Consider the following 20,490-nt stretch of genomic DNA (forward strand, 5'->3'; position numbering starts at 1 on the left):
CTACTTTGGATTATACTGGATAATCAACATCCTTAAGAGTAAATAAATGTTGGATTGTAAAGAAATTCAAACTCATTTGTTATCTAACGATATTGTATCATATTTAACGATTCAGATAAATTTAAAATTTTTTATAAACGTAAGTGATGAAAATATATACAGAAAATTTACAATGTGTTGACAAATTAAAAATATTATATTATTCTTTCGATATAAAACGTTAAATATTTAATGATTCTGTAAATTATAAAAGATTGATGGGAGGATTTTATTATGGCGATAAGAACAGGGCAACAATTTCTCGAAGATTTGAAAAAGGACGGGCGCGAAATTTGGCTTGATGGTGAATTAGTGAAAGATGTAACGACCCATCCTGCGTTTAAAGGTGCTGCTAAACAAGTAGCAAAACTTTTCGATTTACAGCATGAATTTCCAGAGATTATGACAACAACATCATCAGAAACAGGTGAACGGTTTGGAATTACTCACTTAATTCCAAGAAGTAAAGAAGATATTAAACGAATTCGCAAAGCGATGAAAATTTGGGCAGAGGCTTCTGTTGGCTTAATGGGAAGAAGTCCGGATTATATGAATGTCACTTTTGCTTGTTTTGCCGGACACGCAGATGTATGGGCCCGGCGCGGAAATGAACAAGGAGCACAGAATTTAATTAACTATCAAAAGTATGTTCGGGATAACGATTTAATTATGACGCACTCGATTATTAACCCACAAGTTGATCGTTCTGTATCCGAAGCTGAGCAGGGTGGAGGGGAAATATCTCTGCATAAGGTCGGGGAAACAGAAGACTCAATTATCGTACGGGGCGCACGTATGCTAGCAACATTAGCTCCATTTGCAGATGAATTAACGGTATATCCAGGCAGCGATATTCGACTTCAAGATAGGAAGTATGCAATTTGTTTCGCAGTCCCTATGAACACACCAGGATTAAAGTTTATTTGCCGCGATTCATACAGCAAGGATAGAAATAACTTTGATTATCCGCTGTCTTCCCGTTTTGACGAGATGGATGCGGTAGTTATTTTCGATGATGTACATGTACCAAAAGATCGTGTATTCATGGATGGAGATACCATCGGTTATTCAGAAGTAATTGGAGAGGGATACTGGAGAAACTATATTATCCTTCAAGCGATGAATCGAGCCCTGACGAAACTTGAATTTGCTTTTGGCTTGGGCCATATGATCGCGGATACCACAGGGGTTAATACATTTGATCATGTTCAAGAGAAGCTGGGAGAAATATGGAATATGATGGAGATGACGCGTGCGGGTGTCATTGCTGCTGAAGAGGGCGCTTTCGAGGTTGGAGACAAAGGAGTTTGGGCTCCAAATGATCAACCATTACTTGCTCTTCGAGGCTTAATGCCGAAATGGATTCCACGGGCGACAGAGTTGCTTAAAATCATCGGTGGTGGTGGCTTTATGCTTACACCAACTTCAAAAGATCTAAATGGTCCACTGTCTGCTGATATTGCGAAATATTACCAGGCACGTAATGCTGATGCAGAAAAACGTATTCGTTTATTCAGACTTGGCTGGGACTTTATCGGTTCAGATCTTGCTGGTCGTGGTGATTTGTATGAGCGTTTCTATTTAAGTGATTCGTTCCGCATGACGGCATTAAATTATAAGGTAGCAGACAAAACGCACCCTGAGATGCTTGTAAAGCAGTTTTTACAAGAACCTGTAAAACAGCTGCAACCTGTAAAGTAAGAGGTAATTTTGGCCGCTAGCTAGAGATGGTTTCTTCCTATGTATAGCAAGGTGAGGGAGAGACTTCTCTAGTCTTTCGTTTTTACTATATATATTTTGACGGGGGAGCGCGGTTGGATGCGCCCTGCGCTCCAGCAGAAGAAAGGCCAGCTGTCTTTTTCCGACCGTGCCCACCCACCGCCCTTCCGTCTTTTCTTACCTCCTACCACAAAAGTTTGTCGATTTATCAAACCAGATGTATATAGATGAATAATTTTAGAGAAAGAGGGTGAGCTTCCCTATGAAGATAGAAATGACGAGCAATTCGGCTACAAGCATCGAAAATACTATCAACTCTAGAGGACAAAGGCAAACAGAAGAATTAAAAAGAGTGCTAAAAACGCGGGATTTAGTTATATTCGGAATGGTTTTCATGGCACCCGTATCAGCTCAGACTCTCTATGGTTCTCTCGCACAAGTATCGAATGGACATGCTGTTTTATCATATGTGATTGGCTTGATAGCAATGATATTTACAGCTTATTCTTACGGCAGGATGACAGAAGCTTTTCCAATTGCAGGCTCTACCTACAGCTATACATCACGGGCCATTCATCCGTATTTAGGATTCATTGCGGGCTGGTCTATGTTGTTGGATTATGTGCTGATTCCCATGCTTCTATATAAATTAAGCGCAGTATATGCTATTGAATTATTCCCTTCTGTTCCTCTTTGGTTTATGCTTCTTGTATTTGTAGTTCCAGTAACGATATTTAACTGCATAGGTACGGAGATCGCTTCAAAAGTTAATATCCTTATGACAGGAATTATGATAGTAAGTATTTTACTATTCGTTGGATTTGCCATCAAAGCGTTACTTCACGGGGTAGGGGTAGGTAGTATATTTTCTATACAAGGGATTTATAATATGCAAACGTTTACATGGAACTCATTGATAGGAGGCGCCTCTATCGCTGTTCTATCTTTTCTTGGTTTTGATGCTGTAACGACTATGGCTGAGGATTCTAATGTAACAGGGAAAATGGTCGGGAAAGCAGCTATATTGTCCTGTGTTATCAGTGCGGTGTTGTATATAATTCAAGTCTATTTTGCTACTATAGTTTTTCCGGATTTTCAATCCTTCAAATCAGCGGATACAGCGTTTTTTGAGATCACTACGGTTGTAGGAGGAAGCGGACTCGCTATTGTACTAGCCCTGATTATTTCGCTTTCCGGAATTTCAACAGCTCTGGCAGGACAAGCTGCTGCCTCAAGGTTATTATATGGAATGGGGCGTGAACAAGTATTGCCGAAGTTGTTTGCCCATATCCATCCTAAATACAAAACACCTGCCTATAGTATCTTATTTATGGCTGTTGTAGGATACATAGGTGCTGTTGCCATTGATTTAAGTGTGATGTTTCTTATTATTGTTTTCGGTGCATTGATCGGCTTTCTCTGTGTGAATTTGTCAGTATTTATAGAGTATTTCGTCAAAAGAAGAAAGCGTAATTTCTCTGGGGTTATCTCCTATGTCTTGTGTCCTTTACTTGGTTTATTCGTATGCGCCTATATTTTGTGGGGAATGGACAGAATCGGACATATAGTAGGATTCTCATGGTTAGTAGTTGGGTTTATTTATCTAAGTATTACAAGTAAGGGATTTTCAAGGAAAGTCAATGTCTTTAAAGATGATTCTTTTTAGGATGATTTACATGAAAGAGCCGTACCATTTTCTTAAGGGTAGGGCTCTTTTGTATACAATATGATAATCGCCAGCGATCCTATAATCGGAGAAAGCATAAGGGTGAAATTATAGTCTTATAAATTATGAAATGATATACTTATTCATACATATAAAATCAACACCCTTGAAAATATATAGAAAACATAGTGGAGGATAAATATGCTGGAAGATAACTTTCTTTCTGAAGAGAAAGATATAATACGTCGTTTGCATGGGAAACCTTATGATTTCGAAGCGATGACCATCGTTTCAAATCTGTATCGGGCTGCTCAGCGTATGAGAATAAAAATGGAGCGAGAGGTTCTTTCTGAGTACAACCTTTCATGGACTGCTTTTGACTTGCTACATAATCTTTGGATATGGGAACCGATGGAAATGAGAAAGGTAGCCAAATTAATGGGAGTTACTGTAGCTACTGTAAGCAGTATTACAAACACATTAGAACGAAAAGAATTATGTGTGCGAGTAGCGGACCAAAGAGACAGAAGATTAGTGCAACTAAAGCTTACATCTTTAGGTAAAGAAGTAATCGAAGACTTATACCCAAAATTCAATAAAGGGGAAATAGAAATTGTAAAAGGGTTAACCGAAGAAGAAGGTAAAGTTATTACGGAGTTATTAAGAAAAATTAACAGAAATATGGATTACCTTGTTGATTGAATAACTGAATACTTCATAAGCAGGATAAATATGCAGGGTGGATTTCGTTCCAATGTTTATTTAATGTAACCGCATGGGATTACGCCTTTTCCGGTTTGGAAAAAACGAAAGAGTTAGCAGCTAAACGAGGGGTATGTGTTTGTACAGAGCTTGTAGATTTAAGCACAGCTAGATGGGAAGAAGAGAAATGGGATCAGATTATATGTATCTTTGGTCATTTCCCAACTCCGCTTCGGCTAAAAACGTTGGAATCAGTCAAAAATGCTGTTAGACCAGGTGGTTTGTATGTAAGTGAGGTTTATTCTGTACATCAACTACCGTATAAGAGCGGAGGTCCTAAAGAACTCGATTTTTTATACCGACCTGAAGAATTTTTACAAATTTTCAATGATTGGAAAATCATACACTTTTTCATGGGTGAAGTTATACGCCATGAAGGGAGCCTGCATAATGGATTATCCCATGTCATCCAATTTGTTGGTCAAAAGCCGGAAAGGTAGTTCATCTTGCAAAAAAGTAGAAATGACTCTTCAGTACAGAGAAAGAGTCATTTCTACTGAAAGGATCGCCTCCTTATGGAAAACGATAAGTGCAGACAAGGAATTTAAATTATAAAAAATCGTTCATTAGCCAAACTGTGCAGCATGCAATCTGCTGTATACCCCGCCAGATTCAATCAATTCCTCGTGCTGTCCCTGTTCTTCAATACCTTGGTTCGTAACAACGACAATCCGATCCGCATTTTTAATCGTTGCCAGCCGGTGAGCAATGATAAGTGTAGTACGGCCTTTAGACAACTCGGCAAGCGATTGCTGGATAGCTAATTCAGTTTCAGTATCAAGGGCGGAAGTAGCTTCGTCAAGAATCAGGATCGACGGATTTTTCAGGAACATCCTTGCGATAGCTAACCGCTGCTTTTGTCCGCCGGAAAGCTTCACGCCACGTTCGCCTATTATCGTATCCATCCCTTCGGGTTGCGAGCGAATGAGATCGTCCAGCTTTGCGTGTCGTGCCGCCTCCCATATTTCAGAATCAGACGCATGTAAATTTCCGTACGCGATATTCTCTCTTATTGTTCCGGAGAATAAAAAGACATCCTGTTGTACAATACCGATTTGTTTGCGTAGCGACGATAGCTTTATCTCCCGGATATCCATCCCATCGATGGATATGCTTCCTTCTTCGACTTCATAAAATCGGGGCAGAAGGCTGCACAGCGTTGTTTTACCCGCACCGGAAGGGCCAACGAATGCAATCGTTTCTCCCGGATGAATTTCCAAATCAATATTTTGAAGTACTTTATCTTTGCCTTCGTATCCGAAGGTTATCCCATTAAAGCGAATATCCCCTCTCAAATGCCCAACTTCGACTGCATTCGGCGCATCTGCAATATCGGGTTCCGTTTCAAGGAGCTCAATATAGCGCTTAAAGCCTGCAATGCCTTTTGGATAAAGCTCAATGACTGTATTGATTTTTTCGATTGGTTTAAACAGAATATTAGTCAATAAAACAAATCCGACAAATTCTCCATACGTTAGCTCGTTGTTAATGACGAACCAGGTTCCGCAGAGGAGGACGAACAAGGTAACGAGACGCATTAGCATATAACTGATGGATGAATTTAAAGCCATTATTTTATATGAGAGCAGCTTCGTAAGCCGGAAGCGATTATTGTTGACTGTAAACTGTGCTTTTTCGTGCTCTTCATTTCCGAAAGCTTGCACGACGCGAATACCACCGATACTGTTTTCGACACCCGCATTGAAATCGGCTATATCGGAAAATAAGCGCCTAAATGCTTGTGTCATCTTCTTGTTGAATAATATGGTCAGCCAAAGAAGGAAGGGTATGACCAGAAATGTAAGAAGAGCTAACTTCCAATTGATAAAAAGCATCATGGCGAACGCCCCAATGAGCGTCATAACAGCGATAAACAAATCCTCTGGTCCATGATGGGCTATCTCTCCGATTTCCATCAAATCATTTGAAAGACGAGACATCAAGTGCCCTGTCCTATTATTATCGAAAAAGCGGAACGAAAGCTTTTGGATGTGGTCAAACAGCTTTTTACGCATGTCCGTTTCAATATTAATCCCAAGCATATGTCCCCAGTATGTAACAATGTACTGCATACCGGTATTAATAGTGTAAATTGCAAGTAAAACAACGCATGCTGCAAAGATTAAAGACCAATTCTGTCCCGGAAGTAATTTATCAACGAATTGATTTACAGCAAGCGGAAAAGCGAGTTCTAGCAAACCGGCCAAGACTGCACAGGTAAAATCGAGAAAAAATAAGCCTTTATATGGGCGGTAATATTCAAAAAATCGCCGTAACATTAAAAAATCACTCATTTCTAAAATAAATAGCTGCTTGCCTTTCATAGAGGTTATATACATCTGATTGGATAAATCGATACATTTTTGCGGTGAGAGGTAAGAAAAGAAGGAAGGATGGTGAGCGGGAGCGTTCGGAAAAAGACATGCTGTCCCTTCTTCTGCCGGAGCGCAGGGCGCATCCACCCTCTTCTTTTTTCCGAATCTTCTCCTTCCAACCACCTGAACCTTTATTACTGTGTCAAGTTCTTACATATCCCCCTTCATTTGAAATGATACAACTCCTTTAATCAAAATTGATAATCGTTATCATCTACATAGTAGCAGTAGAATTTCCAGTTGTCTACATACATCTGACTTGATGAATGAACAAGCTCTTGCGGTGGGAAGTAAGAAAAGAAAGAGAAAAGTAAGCAAACCAAACTGCCAAGACTATGACCATAAAGTGCTACTTTATGTAACCCCTTTGATTTAACAAACTTAATCGCAGACTGAAGATCATCAACTTGTAAATATTCGAAAAAGGATGTCTTTTACATTGTATCTTGATTTATTATCTTGCACATGTCTATAATATTCTTTATCAATAATATAGCATTCGGATGAACCATACAGGAGAAGATCGCTGATCTACCGATGGGGCAAGAAGCTGGTCAAGCAGCTTTGAAACTCTCAGGTCTTGAGTACAAGTAGAACTGCATGGGGACGAATCTCTGGAGAGACTCCCTTCTATCGTTAAACGACATGAAGGAAACAGAGCACCGAAGGAGCAAATCCGCCCAATATAGTGGATAATCTCTCAGGTAAAAGGACAGAGACAAGCGACAGGAAATACCGATTTTTGCTCGGTTTATTTTTCTATCCCTTGTATCTCCAGAGACCATTTCATTTGAATGAAATGGTTTTTTTACTTTTTTTATAAAGGAGAATGGAGATGGAGACGGTAAATAAAGTACTAGATGTAATTAATTATTATGTATGGGGGCTGCCTACATTGATACTCCTAGTAGGAACAGGTATCCTTCTTACGGTACGTTTGCAGGGCCTGCAGTTTGCCAAGCTTTGGTATGCTCACAAGCTAGCATTTGGAAAATCACAGGACAAATCCTCAGCCGGTGATATTAGCCACTTTCAGGCGCTGATGACTGCTATGGCGGCAACCATTGGGATGGGGAACATCGCCGGAGTCGCAACAGCAGTGTCTATCGGAGGGCCTGGTGCGATATTTTGGATGTGGATTACCGCTTTGTTTGGTATGGCAACCAAATATTCAGAGGCGATTCTCGCGGTAAAATATCGAATCAAGGGAGCAAATGGGGAATATTCCGGTGGTCCGATGTATTATCTGGAGCGTGGCCTGGGGAAAAAATGGCTGGCTGTGCTGTTTGCCATTTTTGGTGCAACTGCTTCTTTTGGTATCGGAAATATGGTGCAGTCCAATTCGGTCGCGGAGGCAATGAAAATCAACTTTTCAGTTCCACCGTTCGCTTCCGGTATCATGATGGCTGTATTTATTGCGCTCGTAATCCTTGGCGGTGTTAAAAAAATCGGGAAAGTTACAGGCTATTTTGTTCCGGTAAAAGCCTTCTTTTATATTATTGCTGGACTGATTATTATCTTCTATCATATAGATCAAGTTCCGACCGCTTTCTCGCTTATTTTCTCAGGTGCGTTTAACGGTACTGCGGCTGCCGGCGGCTTTGTCGGGGCAACCGTTGCAGCGGCCATTCAAATTGGGGTAGCGCGTGGTGTGTTTGCAAATGAAGCTGGCTTGGGAAGCGCACCGATTGCAGCGGCAGCGGCAAAAACGGACGCTCCAGCGAAGCAAGCACTCGTATCAATGACAGGAACATTTCTGGATACGTTTGTCGTATGTACGATTACCGGTCTTGTGCTTGTTACAACAGGTGCCTGGCAGTCCGGTAAAACAGGTGTGGAAGCAACGACACTCGCTTTTCAATCTGTATTTGGCAGTACGGGAAGTATGATTCTCGGCATTGCGATTATTTTGTTTGCTTATTCAACGATTTTAGGCTGGTCATATTATGGAGAGAAGTGTGTGGAGTACCTGTTTGGTCGAAGAGCCGTTCGATACTACCGTTATATTTTTGTGGGCATGGTCGCGATTGGTGCGAATTTAAAACTTGGTTTGGTTTGGACGTTTGCTGATATTGCGAACGGATTGATGGCAATCCCGAACTTAATCGGTCTAGTCGGATTAAGTGGGGTCGTTGTCATGGAAACAAAACGTTTTCTGCAAGCAGAGAAGGAAAGAAATTCCAACGAACAGATCGCAAGTTAATCTATATAGAATTCACTTGATGTAGTAACAAAAGTTCAGGTGGTTGGAAGTAGGAGGTTCGGCAAAAAGAAGAAGAGGCTGTGGAGTAGATATTATCCTACTCTACAGCCTTTTCTTTATGTAGAGCACGACCTTAAAGCCAGTAATACATATTTTTCTTCTCCCACATAGACAAATAGCAAAATTATGCGAATTTTATTGTGAGAAATATGAAAAAATTATTGTGTCAAAAAAAGTTCTGTATTAATATAATTAAGTAAAATAAAAACTGTTATATAATAATTGTGTGAAAAGAACAGTTTGGGGACTCATTTAGTACAGAAAAATAATAAATCAGCCAATAATATTAAATTTTCTAAATTAAATAAAAAACAGCTTGCGCGTTTTTGAATGCTGTATTATAATAAAAATAATAAAAATAATGTGTTATATAATACAGAGTTGAAGCAGATTGGATAGGAGGCAGTTAAGACGTGAATACAAGAACCTACCCAGTAGGAGTACAAATTCTAGGGGATGTTCCAGATGGATATGAAGACATTCTTACACCTGAAGCATTAGGGTTTGTGGCTACATTGCAAAGGAAGTTTAATAAGACACGAATTTCTTTACTGCAAAAGCGCGAGGAAAGGCAAAAAGAAATTGATGCAGGAAAAATGCCAGACTTTCTACCAGAGACAGAGTATATTCGAAAAGGTACATGGACCATTGCCCCCCTTCCGCCAGATCTTCAAGACAGAAGAGTAGAGATTACCGGACCTGCCGGAGATCGTAAGATGGTCATCAATGCCCTAAATTCCGGAGCAAAGATGTTTATGGCAGATTTTGAGGATGCCAACTCTCCGACATGGAGCAATACGATTGAAGGCCAAATCAACTTAAGAGATGCGATTCGGAGAAACATTCAATTCGTAAATCCGGATGGAAAACAATATTCATTGAATGAAAATACAGCAACGTTAATTGTCCGCCCACGTGGATGGCATCTGGAAGAGAAAAATGTACTCATCGATGGAGAACCTGTATCCGGTAGTTTGTTCGATTTTGGTCTTTATTTTTATCATAACGCGGATACGCTGCTTGAGAATGGAACAGGGCCTTATTTTTATCTTCCTAAGCTTGAGAGTCACTCGGAAGCAAGGCTGTGGAATGAAGTATTTGTTCTAGCGCAGAGCGAGCTGGGAATTTCACAGGGAACGATTAAAGCAACTGTTCTTATAGAAACAATTTTGGCAACATTCGAAATGGATGAAATACTATACGAATTGCGTGAGCATTCGGCAGGGCTGAATTGTGGAAGATGGGACTACATATTCAGCTATATCAAGAAGTTCCGCAATCAGCCGCATATCATTCTGCCTGATCGTGCCAACGTTACGATGACGGTACCGTTTATGAGTGCATACACACAATTAACAGTGCAAACGTGTCATCGTCGGAACGCACCGGCCATTGGGGGGATGGCTGCTCAAATTCCAATTAAAGGTGACCCGGAAGCGAACGAGGAAGCATTTAACAAGGTTCGTGCCGATAAGGAACGAGAGGCAAAAAACGGGCATGACGGAACATGGGTAGCCCATCCGGGTTTAGTGCCTGTAGCTTTGGAAGTATTCAATCATGTTATGCCTACACCGAACCAAATCGATAATAAGCGAGAGGATGTGCAGGTGAGTGCAGCGGATCTCCTTGCAGCACCAGAAGGAGCCATTACAGAAGAAGGCCTCCGTACGAATATTAGTGTAGGAGTTCAATATATCGAAGCTTGGCTTCGCGGCTATGGTGCCGTTCCGATTTTTAATCTTATGGAAGATGCAGCTACAGCAGAAATTTCCCGGGCGCAGGTTTGGCAGTGGATTCGTCATCCTAAAGGAATTCTTGATGACGGACGTAAGGTCACAGAGCAGCTATTCAAGCAATTGCTTGGGGAGGAATTGAAAACAATTAAAGAAGCAATTGGAGAAGAACGGTATCATTCCGGTAAGTACCAGTTGGCGAGTGAGTTGTTCTCTCAGCTTATCCTTGATGATGAGTTTGAGAACTTCTTAACTCTTCCTGGATACAAATATATTCATTAATTTTGAAAAGGTGGATGAGATATGGTAGAACATTATGCAACACAACTGGAGGAAAGCTGGAAAGACAGTCGTTGGAAAGGTATTGAGAGACCATATTCGGCTGAGGATGTTATTCGTCTCCGCGGTTCTGTTCAAATTGAACATACATTAGCCCGCATGGGAGCGGAACGTCTTTGGAATCTTGTAAATACAGAAGACTATATTAATGCTTTAGGTGCTCTAACAGGCAATCAGGCAGTACAACAAGTCAAAGCAGGATTAAAGGCGATTTACTTAAGCGGTTGGCAGGTTGCAGCTGATGCAAATCTTTCTGGTAATATGTATCCTGACCAAAGTTTGTATCCGGCAAACAGCGTACCAAGTGTTGTCAAACGTATTAACCAAGCTTTGCAGCGTGCAGATCAAATCTATCATGCAGAAGGAAAAAATGATATTAATTGGTTTGCCCCTATCGTTGCGGATATGGAGGCTGGGTTTGGCGGTTCATTAAACGTATTCGAATTGACGAAAGCAATGATTGAAGCAGGTGCATCTGGTGTTCATCTCGAAGACCAATTATCTTCTGAGAAGAAATGCGGTCACTTAGGCGGAAAAGTTCTACTGCCAACACAAACTTCAGTGCGCAACTTAATTGCTGCACGGTTGGCTGCTGACGTAATGGGTGTTCCTACTGTGCTAATCGCGAGAACAGATGCGAATGCAGCGAACCTCATTACTAGTGATGCTGATCCGTATGATGCGCCATTTATTACGGGAGAGCGTACACCGGAAGGTTTCTACAGAACGAGAGATGGACTTGATCAAGCGATTTCAAGAGGGCTTGCCTATGCACCATATGCAGATATGATCTGGTGCGAAACTTCAGAGCCGAATCTTGAAGAGGCTAGACGTTTTGCGGATGCTATTCATGAACAGTTCCCTGGCAAGTTGCTTGCTTATAACTGCTCGCCTTCCTTTAACTGGAAGAAAAAGTTAGATGATGAAACCATTGCGAAGTTCCAGATTGAACTGGGCAAAATGGGATATAAATTCCAGTTTGTAACGCTTGCCGGGTTCCATGCTCTTAACTACAGCATGTTTGATTTGGCTCGTGGCTATAAAGAAAAAGGAATGGCAGCATATTCCGAATTGCAACAAGCAGAATTTGCTGCTGAACAATACGGTTACACTGCCACAAGACATCAGCGCGAAGTAGGTACTGGCTACTTTGACGAAGTTTCTCAAGTCATTAGCGGTGGAACGTCGTCGACAGTTGCCCTTGCAGGCTCAACTGAAGCCGAACAATTCACGAAGGCATAATGTACCTTTCGTACCATCCAGCACTGATAAAAAAATAAAAGGTTATGTAATAGTATACACTGCCGGATGGGAAATAACAAATTGGAGGAATCAAAAATGAATTTATCGTTTTACAGGAATCTTCCAAAAAAAGAGTGCAGTGAATGTGGTTGTGAAATCAAGGAGCAATATGAATCATATGTTCACGTTTGTGAACGATGCATTAATAGAAAAGAAGAATAAGCAAGCGATTTGCTTCAGTATGTGTTTACCCTCAGGATAGAGCGTTAAGCTCTATCCTGAAGTTTTGTATATGGCCGATCCGGATTATACAATTTCACCATTTATCACACAGGAAATGGATAGGAGTAGGGGGCTGTGAAAAGAAAAGTAACAACTGTTGTACGGATAGCAATCCAAATTGTTTTTTTGTATAGCCTTAATGAATTGGGGAATTTCGCTGTCGAGGCTTTCCATCTTCCTATACCAGGAACGTTGATTGGCTTGCTGATTCTTTTTATTTTATTGTCCGCAAAAGTTCTACCACTGCAATGGGTAGAAGAAGCGTCGTCTCTTCTTTTGAGACATTTGTCATTTTTCTTTATCCCTATTGCGGTTGGTTTAATGAGCTATGGAGATTTACTGCTGCATCAGGGCTGGCTACTGTTTCTTTTAATATTAATAAGCTTATGGATTGGGATTTATACGACAGGAAAAGTTTCGCAATTCCTGGTTCGTGAAAAGGAAAGTAATCAAGAGTAATTTTTTTATTATATAGAGGCGAGCATATGGATAAAACGATTATGGTATATACGCTCATCATAACGGTTGGGGCCTATATAGGGAGCCTTTTCTTAAACAGGAAGGTGCCTTCCCCTCTTACCCATCCGGTTTTTGTTAGTACATCACTGATTATCTTTGTACTTATATTGAGCAATATTCATTATAAAGAATACGAAGGCACGAAAGACATGTTAAGTTTTTTTCTGGGACCTGCTACCGTAGGGATTGCGGTTCCTTTATACCAAAACCGGGCCATCTTATTTCGAAATATCATTCCTTCATTTGCTGGGGTAATAGCAGGTTCCATAGTAAGTATAACAGCAACTGTTCTTATGCTAAAAGGCCTTCATTTGTCATCTGAGCTGATTCGTTCCATGAGTTTAAAAACGATTACGACGCCCATGGCTGTGGAGGTCGCCTCCATCATTCATGGAGATACAATCTTGACTGCTGTTTTTGTGGTAATAACAGGGATGCTTGGAGCTATGACGGGTCCCTGGATTATGAATAAAATGGGCATCCATAATCCACTATCAAGAGGACTTGCACTTGGGGTACAGGCGCATGGTATTGGAACAGCGCAAGCTGCGCTGGAAGGAAGGCTTCAGGCTGCCATTGCAGGTGTGGCTATGGGGGTTAATGGGATTTTTGTTTCTATTATGGCTCCGATCATTATTCCATGGATTACAAAATAAAAACAATGTGTATACTTTCTGCTTTGAATACTAGCGAATATAAAAGCGCCACAATCCCATTGGATATTTAGAATTGTGGCGCTTTTATATGCCGAATATGGTGTTGGAAAAATCAAGATCCTTGTAACATATTATCTAAATACTGCATGATCCGTTCTTTATTTTGCAGAACACTATCGGCCCTTTTTTGATCGTTCTCCATTTTCTTTAGCGATTTATTTAGAATGTCTTGTTCAACAGTTTGTGGAATGACAACGACGCCATCCGCATCGCCTACAATAATATCATGTGGCTGAATACTCGCTCCCCCACATGATATAGGTACATTGATTTCTCCGACACCTGCTTTATTACTCGCTGCTACAGTTGTTCCTTTACAGAAAACAGGGAAATTCAATTGCTTGATTCCCATAATGTCTCGGATAACCCCATCGACCACCATGCCCTGTATACCTAATGCTTGCGCCATTTCTACTACAAAATCACCTGCAATAGCACGGTATGTATCGCCCTTGGCATCAATAACTAAAATGTCTCCCGGTCTTGCTTCTCTAATTGCGTTAAGTACAGACAGATTATCCCCGACTGGCATTTTTACAGTCAATGCTCTTCCGGCTATTTTATATTCAGCTTTCAAGGGTTTAATGGAAGAATGTAAATTGTTAAGTCCTTGCATGGCATCAGAGATACAGGTTGTTGGAATTTCATGGAACTGCTGGGTGATGTCGTTCATTATACTCTCTCCTTATATAAATCAGTAGCTTATAAATGGTATGCAACAATAAAGCAATAGTACCTTGCCCATTCCTGATTTCAGGAACAAACAAGGTACTAGACCACGTTTTCTACCGTCATGCACTCACCTTTTTATTCATGATTATGGCCGAAGCAACGCTCACATTCATGAAGATAAGATTCTGCCTGTTCTTCAAAGTGTTCACCACATTCACAGCACATTTTCTTCGGCAGATTTCTATAGAATTCCAAATCCTTTGTCATTGATTATCCCTCCGTTAATTTTTTATTCAGAATTTTCTCTTGTTCCTATTGTATTATAACAGTAGGTTTTTTGTCAACTGTTGTTATATAACTTTTTTCTTTTATGCTTTACCGAATTTAGAAGGAACGGGAGATTTGGTATCTTGGTTTTTTAGCATAAAAAAGTCTCTCTTTTTCTTGACAAAGAAATAGGTTGATTCTTATAATTATTTCAAAATTAGAAATAGTTTCCGCGATACGGAAAAATCTTATCGGATTAACTTGCTTCACAGCAATTGTAAGAAGAATATTATTACGCATAACTGTAAGCCAGATGAGGCAACAGGCTATAAGGGGCTATTATAATGGTTCAATCAATCGATCGAGCAATGATGATTATCGACATACTGATGTCAGACGATGCGAAAAATGGATGGCAAATCTCTGAATTGGCTGAGAAAACGTCTCTTCCTTTAAGTACCTTGCATAGATTGCTTAGTTCTTTAGTACAACATGGACTTGTTGCTCAAACCCCTGAAACAAAGCACTACAAAGCTGGTTACAGGTGGATGGAGATTGGACTTCGCTTATTGGACAATGTAGATTTTCGGTTTGTAGCCAGGTCTGCTATGGAACGCTTAGCAAGTGAAGTAGAGGAAAGCATTTACTTGAACATTACGAATGGTACAGAAGGAATTGTTATAGAAAAGGTGGATAGTCCGTTGAAAATTCGGATTGCAGAGGATCTCGGCACTCGAATTCCCTTACATATTGGGGCGCCGAACAAAACGATTCTTGCGAATATGCCAGAGCATGAGAAAAAGCGGATCATTGGTCTTTTACAGCTTTCTTCCCAGGAAAAACAGAAATTAATGAACCAGCTTTCCGAAATTAGAAGAAGTGGCTACGCCATCAGCGTTGGTGAAAAAACAGAAGATACGGCTGCCGTAGCCGCACCGATTATTGGATATGATAATAAAGTTATCGCAGCCTTAAGTATTGGTGGTCCGGCGTTTCGTTTCACGTCAGAGTGTATTCCGGGGTTAATTGAGAAAGTCAAGACGGCGTCGGCAGAAATATCAATGAAAATCGGAAAAATATAATGGGGACTTCCCCTTATATTTTTCGATATAAAAACGGAAATAGTTTCCGTAATACGGAAAGTTGGTGAGTGCTGACGATAAGCTTGTTATTTAAATTATTTGCAAAACAAAAAATGTAGCCGGTAGGAAGAGAAACACAGCATCAGGTTTTGAAAGCGGTTTCGTCAGGGTGGATAAAATGAAACCAATATAAAATAACGGTTGAAGGAGACGTGCAACTTCGGACAGATATTCCACAATTACTCGCAACCCGTTTACAATTTCGAAGAGCACGAAGAAGTCGTACCACCCGTTATCGTAAGGCACGTTTTTTGAATCGGAAGAAATCGAAAGGATGGCTTGCCCCTTCTGTTCAACATAAAGTAGACAGCCATCTTAAAGTTGTGCAACTCGTTCACCGGATTCTTCCTGTAACCAAGATAACAGTAGAAGTCGCTCAGTTTGATACACAGCTTTTGAAAAATCCGTCTATCAAAGGTGAAGAATACCAACAAGGTGAACAAATGGGTTTTTGGAATGTGCGGGAATACGTACTATTTCGAGATAAGCATACGTGTCAACGTTGCAAAGGGAAAAAGAAAGACAACATTCTCAATGTCCATCACATTGAAAGTCGCAAAACAGGCGGAGATTCTCCCGACAATCTCATTACGTTATGCGAGACTTGTCATAACGAGATTCATCAAAAAGGATTGGAACATACCATTAAACGGAAAACACAAACCCTTCGGGATGCTTCCCAGATGACCGTGATGCGTTGGTTCATCTACAATGGATTGAAAGAACGGTATCCACACATTCAATTAACGTATGGATATATCACAAAAAACACTCGTATCACAAACGGATTAGGCAAATCCCATGAGGTGGATGCCCGTTGTATTAGCGGGTATCCGTTAGCAAAGCCGATGGATACGGTTTACCACTTAAAATTTGTTCGCAAGAATAATCGCCAATTGCATAAAGCTACTATTTCCAAAGGTGGCAAGCGAAAATCGAACAAGGCAGAACGCTTCGTGAAAGGCTTTCAATTATTTGACAAGGTGCTTTACGAAGGACAAGAGTGCTTCATTTTTGGCAGACGAAGCAGTGGGTATTTTGATATACGGAAGCTAGATGGCACAAAGATTCATGCTTCTGCCAGTTACAAAAAGCTTACCCGAATTGAATATGCACGTACATTATTAATCGAAAGGAGAAAAGGCGATTCCTCCCCGACTTATGCTACCGCTTAGAAGTCGGGGAGGAATCGCTAAAAATGATGGAATTTCTGTAGTACGTGTTCTAGCCAATCCTGTGGTTTTTGCAAAGGGACATCAACAAAGGATTTAACTTTTTTGCAACCTCCTTCTTTTCACTTTCCATTACAGTTAGATATGTAAGGCAGTGATAGAAAGGATGAAGATGAATGGTAGCAAAAAAAGCTTGGGCGATAGGGATAGTTGGTTGTTTGGCTATAGGAGGCGGAACTGCATGGGCGAATACCGCTATGCACCCTGCCGATACGACACAGGTTGAACAAGTTAATCAACAAATCCCTGGCAGTCTGTATCAAACGAAATCCGTAAAACTTCAAACAAAGCAGGTAAACATTCAGATGGAGATACCGGTGTTTGAGGGACTAAAAGATAAAAAATATGAAGCACAACTAAATGATATCATTATGCGTCATGCAATGAAGGACAAAGAAAACATAGAAAAAGAGGCCGCACAATTCGCGGAGGAAGCAAAGAAAAACGGCTGGGAGATGCACCCATATGAGCTGACGGCCAATTATAAGGTAACGACAAACGGAAGCATTGTATCTTTGGCTGTAAACACATACACATATACGGGTGGCGCCAATGGAATAAGCCGGGCAGATTATTATAATATTTCAAATCAGACTGAAGCAAAAAATATTCAGTTATCCAGCCTGTTCAAAGAAAATATAGATTATAAAAAGCTGTTAAATCAGGAGATCAAAAAACAAATCAGTGAACATCCAGAGAAGGAGCAATTTGCATTTACATCCATTTCGGATACGCAAGGTTTTTCGATTGAGCATGGCAATTTAGTGATTCATTTTGCTAAATATGAAATAACACCGGGATATATGGGAGAGCCACGTTTCGAAATTCCGATTTATACATTAAAAAATAATTTGTCACCTCAATGGGGACTGGAAGCAAAAGCAGAAAACGATGCGTTCCGTAACATCAAGGTGACAAAATCTGGAACAAAATACATTATGACCGGTCAAGCCCGCGTATTTGAAGGAGCATATAATTATGCAGTAAAGCATGGAAATGAAACAGTAGCTAAAGGATACGGAACGGCGTCGGCAGGTGGTCCTGCATGGGGAGATGTGAAACAGATGATAAAGATTCCGGACAAGTATATGAATGTACCGGAAGCATTAACGCTGGAGTTGTTTGAAATAAACCAGGAAGACGGTCAAGCGACGAATAAACTGGTTATCCCATTAGTAACAAAGTGAGTATAATCGCAAGTGATAGGATGTCAATTTTCCGACATCCTATTATTTTATTTATGGTCTGTCCAATATTCTATATATGTCTGACTTGATGAATCGACATCCTCCAGTGGTAGGAGGTACGAAAAAGATGGAGAAAATCAGAGACCGGAACGACTATACCTATCTTTGTAGCATTACAATGCTTGCTTTTTCTTGTCCATCTTTTCTCGAATCCACATTGCCATCATTCCTAATGATATCCAAAGCAGGCAGAGCAGCAGCAAGCTTCCGAAGAAAGGAAGGTTTACACATGCAATGATGACTCCTGTTCCTGTGAATGCCTTTATTTCTGCCGATTTCCCTGCATTTCCCGGCAGCCATTCCCCTACTATCATGCTCATGGCTGCAAGCCCCACTATGAAAATTAGGATAATAAGCAGCAGCATCAAAACAACGAATGGAATGCCAATAATTGTAATCGATAATAAAATACTAAGAGCAACAACTGACAGGCTGATAATAAAGCCAACGGTAAGCAACTGAATGGGCGAGCGATATAGCAGCCGAGCAAATGGTTCTATACGCTGCTTCATAACGTAGGCAGTGAGCACTGGCAAGACGAGAAGGACAAGGCTGAATGCCATTCTCGCAAGCCAAAAGCCAAAAAGAGCAATACCTGCGATGAATAGACTATTTTTTGTTGCACTATCAAATGCGAGACTTAAAATGTTATCCGTTACTTGTGCTCCTGGCTCCTGATGAATGCTTCCTCCGATAACTAGGACAATCCCTTGAATTCGTGCTGATTTTTTGACAGTAAGGTTACCGTTAAAAATGACGACAGCATCGCGCACGGTGCCATAAACTGTTACATCCCCCCCCATTACGATGATATTTTCAACGTTTTGTTTTTCGGGGATGGTTGTATTTTGATGTGCAAACAGATTTTCATTAGCAGCAAAGGCGTTTGTATTTGGAAAGAATAATAGCAAAGCAGTAAGAAAAACTAACAAAAACTGACGGCTTGTTGTCTGCAAGAAAAGTCACTTCCTTATTCAATGGCTTTTGTAAGAAATAATCGGCGCAATGACAATACCGATATAAGTAGAAGAAGAACTGCAAACCCTATTACCCCGATGAAAAGGGAAGGGACGACAGCCATAAAAGTAGAAGCTACCTGAAGCAAGCGCATCATAATTGTGAATAACAAAGAAATAAGCCCAACGCCAAAAGTCGCCAAAGGTGATAGACATAATACGGCAAGTATAATTAATATCACACTCCCGATAACAATTGGCCACGGAATTTTATTTTTTCCGCGTTGCGTTTTTTGTTCAATTGAGCTTAAGAAATATTGTTCCATGTTATCCGGAATTTCAATTGATTGATATGTAGTAAAGACTTGATTTTTCATCATTGATAAATCTTCAACTAATTTTTTGCATTCCTTGCACTTGTTTATATGTGTTTCTACCAAGCGACGTTCAGCATCTGTCAGTTCGTCATCTATATAGGCAGATATCATCTCTTCCATGTGCTTCATGCTTATTTCCTCCTTTCCTTACTTTTTAAGCTCTTTTCGTAAAGCAAGGCGTGCCATGTGAATCCGCGACTTTACAGTCCCGACCGGGATTTTTAGTATGTCTGCCATTTCATCATAGGAAAACCCTTGTATCTCACGCAAAGTAATGACCATTCGTTGCTCCACAGAAAGTTTCTGCATAGCTTCTTCAATATCCAACTGTAGGTGCTTTTGTTCTACAGGGCCTGAATTATCTACAAGGAGAGGGCCTTGTATCTCTATATTATCTTCAAAAATAATTCTTTCCTTTTTCTTTTTTCTGATACGGTCGTAACATAGGTGAGAAACGATTTGAGCTAACCAGGAAGCAAATGCATATTCCTGTTTCAAATTTGTTAACGAAGCATACATTTTAAGAAAGGCTTCCTGGGAAACATCTTCTGCCTCCATCCGATCGTGTAATATTGCATACGCCTGTCGAAAGACAGCCCCCTTATAATGAGTAATTAATTGCACAAACGCTTCTTTATTTCCTTGTTTTGCACTTTTAATTAGTGAATAAAGTTCTTGCTCCACACACTTTCAACCCCTAACTACTCGCGCCGTTTCCTTCCTCATTTACTGTTTTACCTTTATATTTTTTCCGTATTACATGAAAGGACTAAAAATGTATCAAAAAAGTTCACATAAAAATAAAAACATAGAACAAAGCGTAAAGCCTAATAAGTTTTGAATCAAATTTAATATTCGACTGAACTTTTTTATATCCTAGTTAGTCTTTTCATTTGAAAAGATAACAATGAACCTCTGTCAATAGATTGGACACAATGAATC

General features: G+C 40.3%; 18 protein-coding genes, 1 pseudogene and 1 riboswitch. Of the genes and pseudogenes, 13 read left to right on the forward strand and 6 right to left on the reverse strand.

Going from position 1 to position 20,490, the window contains the following annotated elements; translation table 11 throughout:
* Window positions 1-273 precede the first annotated feature (273 nt).
* The 4 genes and pseudogenes from HMPREF0083_RS21210 to HMPREF0083_RS21225 form a co-directional block, all read left to right on the forward strand.
* Complete coding sequence (locus HMPREF0083_RS21210; protein WP_021623841.1) at window positions 274-1,740, forward strand: 4-hydroxyphenylacetate 3-hydroxylase family protein; 1,467 nt, start codon at window positions 274-276, stop codon at window positions 1,738-1,740.
* Between the two features lie 280 nt (window positions 1,741-2,020).
* Window positions 2,021-3,424: an APC family permease gene (locus tag HMPREF0083_RS21215; RefSeq protein ID WP_021623843.1), complete on the forward strand. Its 1,404-nt coding sequence runs from the start codon at window positions 2,021-2,023 to the stop codon at window positions 3,422-3,424.
* 201 nt (window positions 3,425-3,625) lie between these two features.
* On the forward strand, window positions 3,626-4,126 hold the full coding sequence (locus HMPREF0083_RS21220; protein ID WP_021623844.1) for a MarR family winged helix-turn-helix transcriptional regulator: 501 nt from the start codon (window positions 3,626-3,628) through the stop codon (window positions 4,124-4,126).
* Window positions 4,127-4,188: 62 nt separating this feature from the next.
* Window positions 4,189-4,626, forward strand: a pseudogene (locus HMPREF0083_RS21225) (class I SAM-dependent methyltransferase); the annotation flags it as partial.
* A gap of 126 nt (window positions 4,627-4,752) precedes the next feature.
* Here HMPREF0083_RS21225 and HMPREF0083_RS21230 read toward each other — a convergent pair.
* Window positions 4,753-6,465, reverse strand: a complete 1,713-nt coding sequence (locus tag HMPREF0083_RS21230; protein ID WP_040304278.1) for an ABC transporter ATP-binding protein — start codon at window positions 6,463-6,465, stop codon at window positions 4,753-4,755.
* Between the two features lie 700 nt (window positions 6,466-7,165).
* Window positions 7,166-7,287: riboswitch (glycine riboswitch) on the forward strand.
* Between the two features lie 109 nt (window positions 7,288-7,396).
* On the opposite strand from HMPREF0083_RS21230, the gene HMPREF0083_RS21235 reads away from it, so the two are divergent.
* From HMPREF0083_RS21235 to HMPREF0083_RS21255, 6 genes are all read left to right on the forward strand, one after another.
* On the forward strand, window positions 7,397-8,764 hold the full coding sequence (locus HMPREF0083_RS21235; protein WP_040304272.1) for an alanine/glycine:cation symporter family protein: 1,368 nt from the start codon (window positions 7,397-7,399) through the stop codon (window positions 8,762-8,764).
* A gap of 473 nt (window positions 8,765-9,237) precedes the next feature.
* The gene (gene aceB, locus HMPREF0083_RS21240) at window positions 9,238-10,839 is read left to right on the forward strand and encodes a malate synthase A (RefSeq protein ID WP_021623849.1); all 1,602 of its coding nucleotides are present in this window, start codon (window positions 9,238-9,240) and stop codon (window positions 10,837-10,839) included.
* Between the two features lie 21 nt (window positions 10,840-10,860).
* The gene (gene aceA, locus HMPREF0083_RS21245; RefSeq protein ID WP_021623850.1) at window positions 10,861-12,138 is read left to right on the forward strand and encodes an isocitrate lyase; all 1,278 of its coding nucleotides are present in this window, start codon (window positions 10,861-10,863) and stop codon (window positions 12,136-12,138) included.
* A 96-nt stretch (window positions 12,139-12,234) separates the two neighbouring features.
* On the forward strand, window positions 12,235-12,360 hold the full coding sequence (gene yhfH, locus HMPREF0083_RS27465; protein WP_021623851.1) for a protein YhfH: 126 nt from the start codon (window positions 12,235-12,237) through the stop codon (window positions 12,358-12,360).
* A 135-nt stretch (window positions 12,361-12,495) separates the two neighbouring features.
* Entirely contained in the window at window positions 12,496-12,879 is a 384-nt protein-coding gene (locus HMPREF0083_RS21250) for a CidA/LrgA family holin-like protein (protein WP_021623852.1), read from the forward strand.
* A gap of 26 nt (window positions 12,880-12,905) precedes the next feature.
* The gene (locus HMPREF0083_RS21255; protein WP_021623853.1) at window positions 12,906-13,595 is read left to right on the forward strand and encodes an LrgB family protein; all 690 of its coding nucleotides are present in this window, start codon (window positions 12,906-12,908) and stop codon (window positions 13,593-13,595) included.
* A gap of 112 nt (window positions 13,596-13,707) precedes the next feature.
* Here HMPREF0083_RS21255 and HMPREF0083_RS21260 read toward each other — a convergent pair whose 3' ends face one another.
* The gene (locus tag HMPREF0083_RS21260) at window positions 13,708-14,328 is read right to left on the reverse strand and encodes an RraA family protein (RefSeq protein ID WP_021623854.1); all 621 of its coding nucleotides are present in this window, start codon (window positions 14,326-14,328) and stop codon (window positions 13,708-13,710) included.
* Window positions 14,329-14,462: 134 nt separating this feature from the next.
* Window positions 14,463-14,594 (reverse strand): protein YhfH, encoded by a 132-nt coding sequence (gene yhfH / locus HMPREF0083_RS27470; protein WP_021623855.1) that lies wholly within the window; start codon window positions 14,592-14,594, stop codon window positions 14,463-14,465.
* Between the two features lie 344 nt (window positions 14,595-14,938).
* Between yhfH (HMPREF0083_RS27470) and HMPREF0083_RS21265 the strand changes: the two genes are divergently transcribed.
* The 3 genes from HMPREF0083_RS21265 (at window position 14,939) to HMPREF0083_RS26605 (ending at window position 18,155) form a co-directional block, all read left to right on the forward strand.
* Entirely contained in the window at window positions 14,939-15,676 is a 738-nt protein-coding gene (locus HMPREF0083_RS21265) for an IclR family transcriptional regulator (RefSeq protein WP_021623856.1), read from the forward strand.
* 194 nt (window positions 15,677-15,870) lie between these two features.
* On the forward strand, window positions 15,871-16,911 hold the full coding sequence (iscB, locus tag HMPREF0083_RS21270) for an RNA-guided endonuclease IscB (protein ID WP_081696144.1): 1,041 nt from the start codon (window positions 15,871-15,873) through the stop codon (window positions 16,909-16,911).
* Between the two features lie 173 nt (window positions 16,912-17,084).
* Window positions 17,085-18,155 (forward strand): PdaC/SigV domain-containing protein, encoded by a 1,071-nt coding sequence (locus HMPREF0083_RS26605; protein WP_021623859.1) that lies wholly within the window; start codon window positions 17,085-17,087, stop codon window positions 18,153-18,155.
* 173 nt (window positions 18,156-18,328) lie between these two features.
* On the opposite strand, the gene HMPREF0083_RS21280 is transcribed toward HMPREF0083_RS26605, so the two are convergent.
* Genes HMPREF0083_RS21280 through HMPREF0083_RS21290 form a run of 3 tightly spaced genes read right to left on the reverse strand, consistent with a single transcriptional unit; the run spans window position 18,329 to window position 20,232 of the window.
* Window positions 18,329-19,171, reverse strand: a complete 843-nt coding sequence (locus HMPREF0083_RS21280; RefSeq protein ID WP_040304273.1) for a hypothetical protein — start codon at window positions 19,169-19,171, stop codon at window positions 18,329-18,331.
* Window positions 19,172-19,185: 14 nt separating this feature from the next.
* The gene (locus tag HMPREF0083_RS21285; protein ID WP_021623861.1) at window positions 19,186-19,677 is read right to left on the reverse strand and encodes an anti-sigma factor family protein; all 492 of its coding nucleotides are present in this window, start codon (window positions 19,675-19,677) and stop codon (window positions 19,186-19,188) included.
* An 18-nt stretch (window positions 19,678-19,695) separates the two neighbouring features.
* Complete coding sequence (locus tag HMPREF0083_RS21290; protein WP_021623862.1) at window positions 19,696-20,232, reverse strand: RNA polymerase sigma factor; 537 nt, start codon at window positions 20,230-20,232, stop codon at window positions 19,696-19,698.
* Between the last annotated feature and the right edge of the window lie 258 nt (window positions 20,233-20,490).

The sequence above is a fragment of the Aneurinibacillus aneurinilyticus ATCC 12856 genome (assembly GCF_000466385.1).
Taxonomy (GTDB): domain Bacteria; phylum Bacillota; class Bacilli; order Aneurinibacillales; family Aneurinibacillaceae; genus Aneurinibacillus; species Aneurinibacillus aneurinilyticus.